At 62.2% G+C, this 8238-nt stretch carries 6 protein-coding genes; 5 read left to right on the top strand and 1 reads right to left on the bottom strand.

Features of this window, described 5'->3' with window-relative positions:
• A partial coding sequence (locus tag ACSVHC_RS23695; RefSeq protein ID WP_439181463.1) for a DinB/UmuC family translesion DNA polymerase occupies positions 1-937 on the bottom strand: 937 nt, incomplete at its 3' end.
• A 55-nt stretch (positions 938-992) separates the two neighbouring features.
• Between ACSVHC_RS23695 and ACSVHC_RS23690 the strand changes: the two genes are divergently transcribed.
• The 5 genes from ACSVHC_RS23690 (at position 993) to ACSVHC_RS23670 (ending at position 7728) form a co-directional block, all read left to right on the top strand.
• Positions 993-2495, top strand: a complete 1503-nt coding sequence (locus tag ACSVHC_RS23690) for a site-specific integrase (RefSeq protein ID WP_437771377.1) — start codon at positions 993-995, stop codon at positions 2493-2495.
• On the top strand, positions 2492-4324 hold the full coding sequence (locus tag ACSVHC_RS23685; protein ID WP_437771376.1) for a hypothetical protein: 1833 nt from the start codon (positions 2492-2494) through the stop codon (positions 4322-4324). The genes ACSVHC_RS23690 and ACSVHC_RS23685 overlap by 4 nt, the downstream gene beginning before the upstream one ends.
• Positions 4321-6426: a site-specific integrase gene (locus tag ACSVHC_RS23680; protein ID WP_439180542.1), complete on the top strand. Its 2106-nt coding sequence runs from the start codon at positions 4321-4323 to the stop codon at positions 6424-6426. The genes ACSVHC_RS23685 and ACSVHC_RS23680 overlap by 4 nt, the downstream gene beginning before the upstream one ends.
• Positions 6426-6857, top strand: coding sequence for a hypothetical protein (locus ACSVHC_RS23675; protein ID WP_437771374.1), 432 nt, complete (start codon positions 6426-6428; stop codon positions 6855-6857). The genes ACSVHC_RS23680 and ACSVHC_RS23675 overlap by 1 nt, the downstream gene beginning before the upstream one ends.
• A 664-nt stretch (positions 6858-7521) precedes the next feature.
• The gene (locus ACSVHC_RS23670) at positions 7522-7728 is read left to right on the top strand and encodes a hypothetical protein (protein ID WP_437771373.1); all 207 of its coding nucleotides are present in this window, start codon (positions 7522-7524) and stop codon (positions 7726-7728) included.
• The last annotated feature ends 510 nt before the right edge of the window (positions 7729-8238 follow it).

Raw genomic sequence — 8238 nt, 5'->3', positions numbered from 1 at the left:
TGGGGGAGAGCATGTCGCGCTTCATGGTCCAGTCCGGGCCGCCTTTGATGCCGGCGTGGCCTAGCCCGATGGAATCTCGGCCGTATTTGCCGGCTACTTGTTCCAAAAGTGGACCGATGCCGCGTTCCTCGTGAACGTTCTCGAACAGCTCCAGAGGTTTCTGGTTTCCGCCGGGGCGCAGGTCGGTGACCATGATCCCGGCGCGGACGTATTTCACGCCGTCGTTGATCTTGGGGATGAGGGCGCGGGCTGCTTTGGAGAGGATCACCGGGTCGGCGGTGGGCATCCGCAGCGCGACGCACACGGACGGGTAGGACGTGTCGCCGGGGCTGTAGTGGGACGTGCCGGCGAAGGCGGTCAGCACTTTTGCCTGAAGGTCGTGTTTGGCCAGGCGGGCGCTGGCCTGTTGCGCGTACACGCTCATGACCTGGCGCATGTCGGCCGCCGTAGTGATCGGTTTGGAGAAGGACCGGGAGAAGATCAGCTGGTCCCGTCCTATGCGTTCTTCCTCCATGGGGATGCAGGGGGTTCCCTGCAGCTCGAGGACGGTGCGCATCATCACCACCGAGAACTTGTCCCGGATCGCCACCGGATTAGCCCTGGACAGGTCAAGAATCGAGTAGATCCCCATGCCTGCCAGGCGTTTCGTGAGCCTGGTGGCTACGCCCCAGATCTCGCTGACGGACAGGCGGGACATGAGTGCTTCGCGCTCGGCCGCCGGCACGGATTCCCACCGACATACGCCCTCGAAGACAGGGTTGTGTTTGGCCCACTTATTGCTGAGCTTTGCCAAGGTTTTCGTGGGGGCGATGCCCACGCAGACGGGCACACCGACGTGCGTCCGGCAGGCGTCTTTCATGGCCCGCCCCAGGGCCAGCAGATCCTCTCCGGAGCCTTTGACGCCCAGGAAGCATTCATCAATGCTGTAGATTCTCACCTCCTCTCCTGCGTGTTGCCGATTGAGGTCCGTGGTGCTCGTCTAGGTTCTGGATATGGACGCGGTGGAAGCGAAGATCTGGTATCTCCATTTCGCGCAGGCAATGCCCCGGGACGATAGTGACCCCCTGCTTGCCCGCGCCATTGACGCGTTGTCTGGTATGGCCGGAAACACGGAGCGGGTGGGTCGGCCGTTCCTGCTCGATGGGCGCGGTGCCCCGCACCCATCGTTCAACGCATTTTTCGCGAGTCGGAGGATGCGCAATCGTGCTGCGTCCACGAATCGCAAGTATGCGTTCGCGTTGCGTGTCTGGTTGAACTTCCTGGAGCTGTGCGGCGTCTCCTGGGACGACGCCACGGACGACGACCTTTTCGACTACAAGTTTTGGCGCCGGACGGATGAAGCCAATCCCAGGCGCGTCGCAGGGTCGACGTGGCGTGATGATCTGTCGGCGATTTCCGCATTCAATGATTGGACCGAGCGGCTGCAGGGAGCCCCCACGCCTGGTGGCACACGAACTTGGGGCCCTCGTCTGGACTTTGCAGGTAGTCGCGGCCGGGCGGGGGCGTCACGGGTCAGGTCTGCCGATGTGAAGTGGTTCTCTCCGGGCGCGTACAGGCGCTGGCGCGACGTGGGTATTCTCGGGATCGCCCCCGACGGGAGGGAGCGGACGCGATGGAGGCCGCGGTCCCAGACACGCGACGCTGCCTTCGTCGACGGTCTCTACGGCACCGGGCTGCGCATCCAGGAGTGGTCGAGCGTTCTCGTCAACGAACTGAGACAGCCCGACGGGGACCATAACTACGTCACTCTCCAGCTCGCGGATGCATGCGCGAAAGGCGGGCGCGGTCATCCTTATTGGGCCAAGCGTGATGTCCTCAACAGCGTCAGCAACTACATCGAGACCGATCGCGCCGCCTCGATCCGCCAGGCACAGTCCCTGGGAACGTATGAGCAGCTGCCCGGTCTTCGCATCATCCGCGAGATCCGGGACGACTCGCTGTTGACTCTGGCACTGCCAGAACGCCCGTCAACGACGCTGAAGCTGAATGATCTGTCACCCGAGCAACGAGCGACCCTCTTCACCAGGACGAATGAGGGACTCGTTCCGCTGGCCCTGTGGCTGAATGAGGACGGCCTCCCTCGTCGGAAACGGAGTTGGTACACGGCCTTCGAGCGGGCGAACAAGCGGGTGGAGAAGGCCGGTATCGACCGGCTGAAGTGCCACCCCCATGTGCTTCGCCACAGCTTCGCGCTGCGCTGGTACGCCGTCGGCCGGCTTGTCTGGGAACGACGAGCACCCGGCCTTAGCCCCGGGCAGGCCCTCGACTTCCGGGAACAGTTCGGCGACACCTGGTCTCTGGTGCAGACAATGCTCGGCCACTCAAACGTGAATACGACAAAGGACACTTACTTGGAACCGTTCCGTGGCCTTGATGTGAAGCTGCTGCTCGAACATGGAGTGAATGAACTGCAGGCGGAGACTTTGTTGGACGTGCTCCGTTCCAATCCCCGGGTTCGCGTTGAAGACGACATGCAGTTCGGGGGAGAGCGATGAGAGGGGCTGCCCTTCCTCAGCCCGGTTACACGTCTCCGGTCAACCATTTTTCGTCGCCCGGGCACAACATCGTCCGCGTCTATCCCGAGGCTGAACCCGGGTTCAAGGACTTCCCGTTCCATTCCTTGAATGTGGCCCCTGAGCTACAGGCCGCCTTCGCGGAAGGCTTCGCCCGGGCAACCGGGCCTTCCGGGACTCGTCGAACGATCGCCTCGGCCCAGAATCTGTTCTCGGGAATCAGGATCTTCGTGAAGTCGGTTGCGTCCGGGCCCAGGTCGCCCGGCCGCCTCGCAGATCTTCGCCCATCGCACCTCGCGGAGCTGCGCATGCGGCACACGCGGGCAGGAAACAGTGCGCTCATCGCGCTTCGTGTCGCCCTGCGTGGGAACCCGGACCTGCCGGTGCCTTTCAGAAACGCGCTGTTCACCCCTCTGACCAAGCCGGCACCATCGACCACGGCCGCGTCATACACACCGACGGAATTCCGGGCAATACACCGGGCGGCACGGTCCGATGTCCGCACAATGGTGACACGGATCCGGGCGGGAGAAGAAGAGCTCAAGGCATGGCGTGCCGAACAAGAACAACGCTCCACAGACTCGACCCCGCAACGGCTGAAACAAAGCCGGGGAAGCGTGCTGAACCACATCGCCCTGGTAGGCGACATTCCCAGAAACTCCTCCGGTAGACCCCGCGGAAAAGGCCTCGCTAAGGACGCGTGGAGCTTGTTCTATTCGCTCTTCCCGACCTCATCCGACATGGCCGCGATGGTCATCCTGTTCCAGTGCCTGACCGGGGAGAACCTGACCACCATTTGCAACCTGACAGCCCGGTACAGCCGCGCCGATGCCTCCCTCGACGGAGAGACCCAGGTGCTGATCACCCGGGGCTCCAAAGCCCGACGTGGACCCAACAAGGCGGAAATGGACCTGACATTCACCGCAATTCCTGAATGGATACAGGCATCCGAGCGCAAGGGCGAGAACGATGACTATGCATCCGCTTTCGGTCTCTACATCATCGCCGAGAAGTTGTGCCGACGCGCCCGCGAGTTCGCATCCAGCAAAGCTTTGCTGGTCGGCCATTCACCCCACCGGCTTGAGACGTCTGTCAACGGCACAGGCTTTCGTCCCGTCCCCCACAACTGCACGAGGCGATGGGAAGGGTGGACTGTCAGCGACGGAAATCCGCAGCTCGTGGACAGCAGGCGGCTCAGGCGAACCTTCCTGGAACTTCATCAACGCCCCGTGGCACAGACCACGGACACCTTGGCAAACACCTACCTGCTCCGCGATGCGGGCTCGCTCGCCGCCAACCAGGAGGTCGTACAGCACGTCCTGGAAGGCGAAGTCGAACGGATCCAGACAGCGACCGCAGCGGCCGTGTTGACCGAGCACGACATTGCCCAGGCAGCCGCCGACCACGAAGGCGTCGCCAAGCGTTTCGGAATCACGGGCGAGAAACTCCAATCCATCCTGGAAGGGCGGCTCGATACCGTGGCGACCGCCTGCGTCGACAACGAGCACGGACCCGTCACCGAGCCCGGGCAGCCATGCACGGCGTCTTTTCTGCTCTGTCTGGGCTGCCCCAACGCACGCTCCGAGCCACGGCACATCCCCGTCCAGGCCCTCATGCGCCAGCAAATCGAACGGCGCCGCGAGGAACTCACCCCCGACGGCTGGAAGCAGTTCTACGGCACCGCTGCCGAACAACTCGATGACCTACTCAAACAACAGCGGGCCGACGTCGCAGCGGCCGCATCCCAAGCGACGGATGAGGACTCCACCCTCATCGAGGCGCTCCTCGACGGAAGGCTCGATCTCCGATGACCCAACAGGCAGCAGCATCCAGTGATCACCTCATCGGGGACAACCCGCTGGCACTGACAAACCGCCCGGTCCGGCCCGACGCCGATGCCTCCCGGCTGTCCCGGTTTGATGACGACCGATGGGACCTGACCCCGGGCATTTTCGAGGACCACAGCACCAAAACCAGCCTGAACTTCGAGGTCTTTCCGGTCAGGTGGCGGATGGAAGTCAAGGAATACTTCTGGCTTCTCATCAACGACGAGACAATCCGTCCCCTTCCGGCCGCGCAGCTGGACAAACGCCTGTCACTGCGGACAATCAGCTTCGCGAGCACCCCGCTGTCAAGGGTCCTGGCCTGGGCCGAAGAACACGGCATAACCTCCCTGAACGAGCTTTCCCCGGCCAGACTCGATCTCATGCTGGCCGACATCGCAGACTTGGACCTCAGCAAGGGCGCCAAGGGAATGATGATCAGCGAGACCCGCCGGTTGTGGGCTTATCGCGAGGTCGTCCCGGAGATACTTCGCATGCCCGAACCCCAGCCCTGGCTCGGGGAGCTCACACGGGATTTGTTCGCCGAAGCCCCCCAGCGTCCCGGGAACCGCACACCCCGGATCGGCGACGAAACCCTCGTACCGCTCATCAGCTGGGCCATGAGATTCATCGATGACCTCTCGGCAGACATCACCACGTCATTTCATGAATACTGCCTCCTGCTCCAGCAAGAGGACCGGTTCCGCCCACCAGGCGTAGGAAGAAGCACCCCGGGCGGGAGGCGCCAGGAAAGACTCAAACGCGTCCTTGACCAGTTCCGCCGCGACGGGACAAAGCTCCCCGGACGCACTCTCCCGGACGGCAGCCGCGGAATCCGGTGGCAGCACCTCGGACGCCTCACCCACACGCTGGGGGGTTTGCACGCCCGGTTCGACCAAGACTTGATCCGCCAATCCGGCCTGGAAATAGATGACGACACCTACCTCTCAACACCCTGCAAGGGAACCATCAACGGCCAACTCTGGCGATCAAAACCCATCGCCTTCGACCACGCCGCCAACCTCGCCCAACACCTCGTCACCGCGTGCTTCATCCTTATTGCCTACCTCTCCGGCATGCGCCCAGGCGAAGTCCTCAGCCTTAAGCGCGACTGCGTCGCCCACGACAAATCCACCGGACGCTGGACAGTAACCGGCCTCCGCTGGAAAGGCGCCACAGACAACGACGGCGCCAAAGCGGTCGAAGGCGAGCAACGGGATCTTCCCTGGGTGGTCCACCCCATAGTCGCCCGGGCGGTCGACGTCCTGACCCGGCTGCACCCCGGAACTCTCCTCTTCCCGGTAAGCATCCGGCCAAAGCCCCTGCGCGGCCCGGCCGCCCCGACCAACCTGAGACCGGGCACAGCCATGACGACATCCCAGGTCGGAACCGACATCGTCGAGTTCATCGACTGGGCCAACACATACTGCACCGAAAACGGCAGGCCCGACCACATCCCCTCCGACAAACAAGGCCGGGTCAGCCCGCGCCGCTTCCGCAGAACGCTCGCCTGGCACATCGTGCGTCAACCACGCGGACTTGTCGCCGCGGCCATCCAGTACGGGCACGTTTCCACCCATATCACCCAGGGCTACGCAGGAACCTACGCCTCAGGGTTCCTGGACGACCTCGCGCTCGAACAATGGCTGGAACGCATCGAAAACGTCGACGAACTCGAAACCTACCTCGACTCCGGCGGCCATGTCAGTGGACCATCGGCGACCGAACTTGAATCCAAGACCCGCCATGCCCAGGCGAAATTCAGTGGCCGGACCATGCCCACGGTCCGGCAGGCGCACAAGCTCCTCCAAGACCCCACTCTCCAGGTCTTCAAAAGCCGGGGCATGCACTGCGTCTTCAACAAAGCCACCGCGCTATGCACCAAGGAATCCGAGAACGGTCCTTCCCTAGGGGAATGCCGCAGCGCCTGCTCCAACATCGCCCGGACAGATCAGGACATTGCCGAATTACGGGTCGAGATCAACGCCCTGCCCGAGGACCCGCTCGCGCCCGCAATCAGAAACCACCGAATCGCGCTCGTCAAAGAAACCATGGCCAGAGCCATCAAACACCACGAGGAGGCTCGGTAATGACCACAACTGAAGCCGAATCCATCCGCAGCGCCCTCCAACAGGCCAAGGACGACCTCCTGGAAGGCCGCGTCCCTGGCCCGCTGACCAGCACCCGGCTCGTTGAACTCGCCGGAGTCAAACGGCACCGCCTCACCCACGACAACCCCGACATAAACGAGGAGTTCCAGCGCCGCGCACGCGCACTGAACCGCACCAAACCCGAGGTCGACCGGCTCCGCGCCAACCTCGACGCCGAACAGCAACGAAACAAGCGGCTCGTCACCGAACGGGACACGCTCGACCAGCGCCTCAAGGCCTACGCCACCGCCATGCTCGGTCTGCTTGAGGAACGCGACAAACTCCTTGAAGCCCTCAGCACCAGCAACAATGTCACAGCGCTCCCGAACCGCCAATTGGCGCTGCCCGCGGTCAAGGCAACGGATCCCTAATCCCTCGGACCGCCCGCCTTGTCTGTTAGCGCCTAAACATGCAAACAGTGGCTGCCATGACTTGAAGTCGCGCTGGTCATTTGGTGCTTCGTCAGGATCACTCGTCGAAGCGGGCAGCGGGACCACCGCGGACGGGAAAGGCTTTGTCATAGGCGCTGCAGAAAATCGTCCCGGTCAAGAGTCGTGGGAATTTTCACTTTCTGCTGGCGCTGCTTTCATCCTTTCGAAACTGCCTCTCGAAAGAGGATCTCCCTATTCCAGCCCAGGTACGGTACTGTTCGCATCACTTCATGCCGCCGAGCGGCGGTCCGACGGACTGGGGGAACAGTTGAAGAAGACCTCTATCGCACCTGCCACTTTGCTTATGGGCTTGCTGCTCAGTGGATGTACGTCGCCGCAGGCTGTGCAGCAGCCTCCTGCGGCGCTGCTGTCTACGGGGGCGGCATCCGTGCACCCGACCGCAGCAGGTGCCACATCTGCCGCCCCGGCCCCGTCGCCTTCAGCGAAACCCAAGAGCGGAGACGGACTACCCAATGGCCTTCCGCCCGGTAGTCCAACGGCTCCCGGCCCGGTTCCTTCGTTCTTGGTCGGTACTGGCTCCTCAACCAAGGCGAAAAAAGCGGGTCGCTGGCTGACGACGAAAAGCAACCCATATTTCGGCAAGATGAGCACCATCCAGGCTGAAGCCGCAGCGAAGAAGGACGCGGCTAAACAGCTCACCAACGCCGGCTTTGTCCACGTCCCCAACGATCAGCGCAACACTTACATCAACCACGACTATTACGTTGACTTCCGGGTCGCGGCTGACATGGTGTCGTACGAAGTCGGCCCGGTTTCGCTGCTCCCCGCAAGCCATCCGGCGAAGCCTTAGCCGCGGCTCAGGGCCTCGAACAATTTTGAACCCGTCCATGAGCGGGCCTGGATTCGATACCGCGCGGACTCCGGGCCACACTGGACATTCCTTCACGACCCGCAGGAACAGTCTGCGAAATGGGCCCGGAATCAAGCTCGCGTTTTGACAACTGTGGCGCGTATGCAGGCGAGTTGTATATGTCAGTGATGAGTCTCTTCCGACAACTGGTTGCTTCCACCGACTAGGGGACATTTGTCGCAGTCGGTCGATGTCAGGGCTGAAAACGAAGACATGCGGCCTGGCTCAACAACCGCAAACGATAATGATTTCCCGGGGCAATTGTATTTGCAAAATTTGGATATACCGGGAAACTCTCCGGGTTGCTCAAAGTCGGCCAATGACCATCCTCACCCTGAAGAGAAACATGAGGCCCCGAACAGGGTTGTGGCAAACGAAGGATTTGGCAACTTCCAATCTATGGACAAAAGGGTGCCATTCTGAAATGCTGCGATCCTCTAACTCATAAAT

It is taken from the genome of Arthrobacter sp. KNU-44 (assembly GCF_051843155.1).
GTDB lineage: Bacteria > Actinomycetota > Actinomycetes > Actinomycetales > Micrococcaceae > Arthrobacter.
Note: the sequence above shows the minus strand (reverse complement) of the source record. Positions and strands in the feature narration are given on the sequence as shown.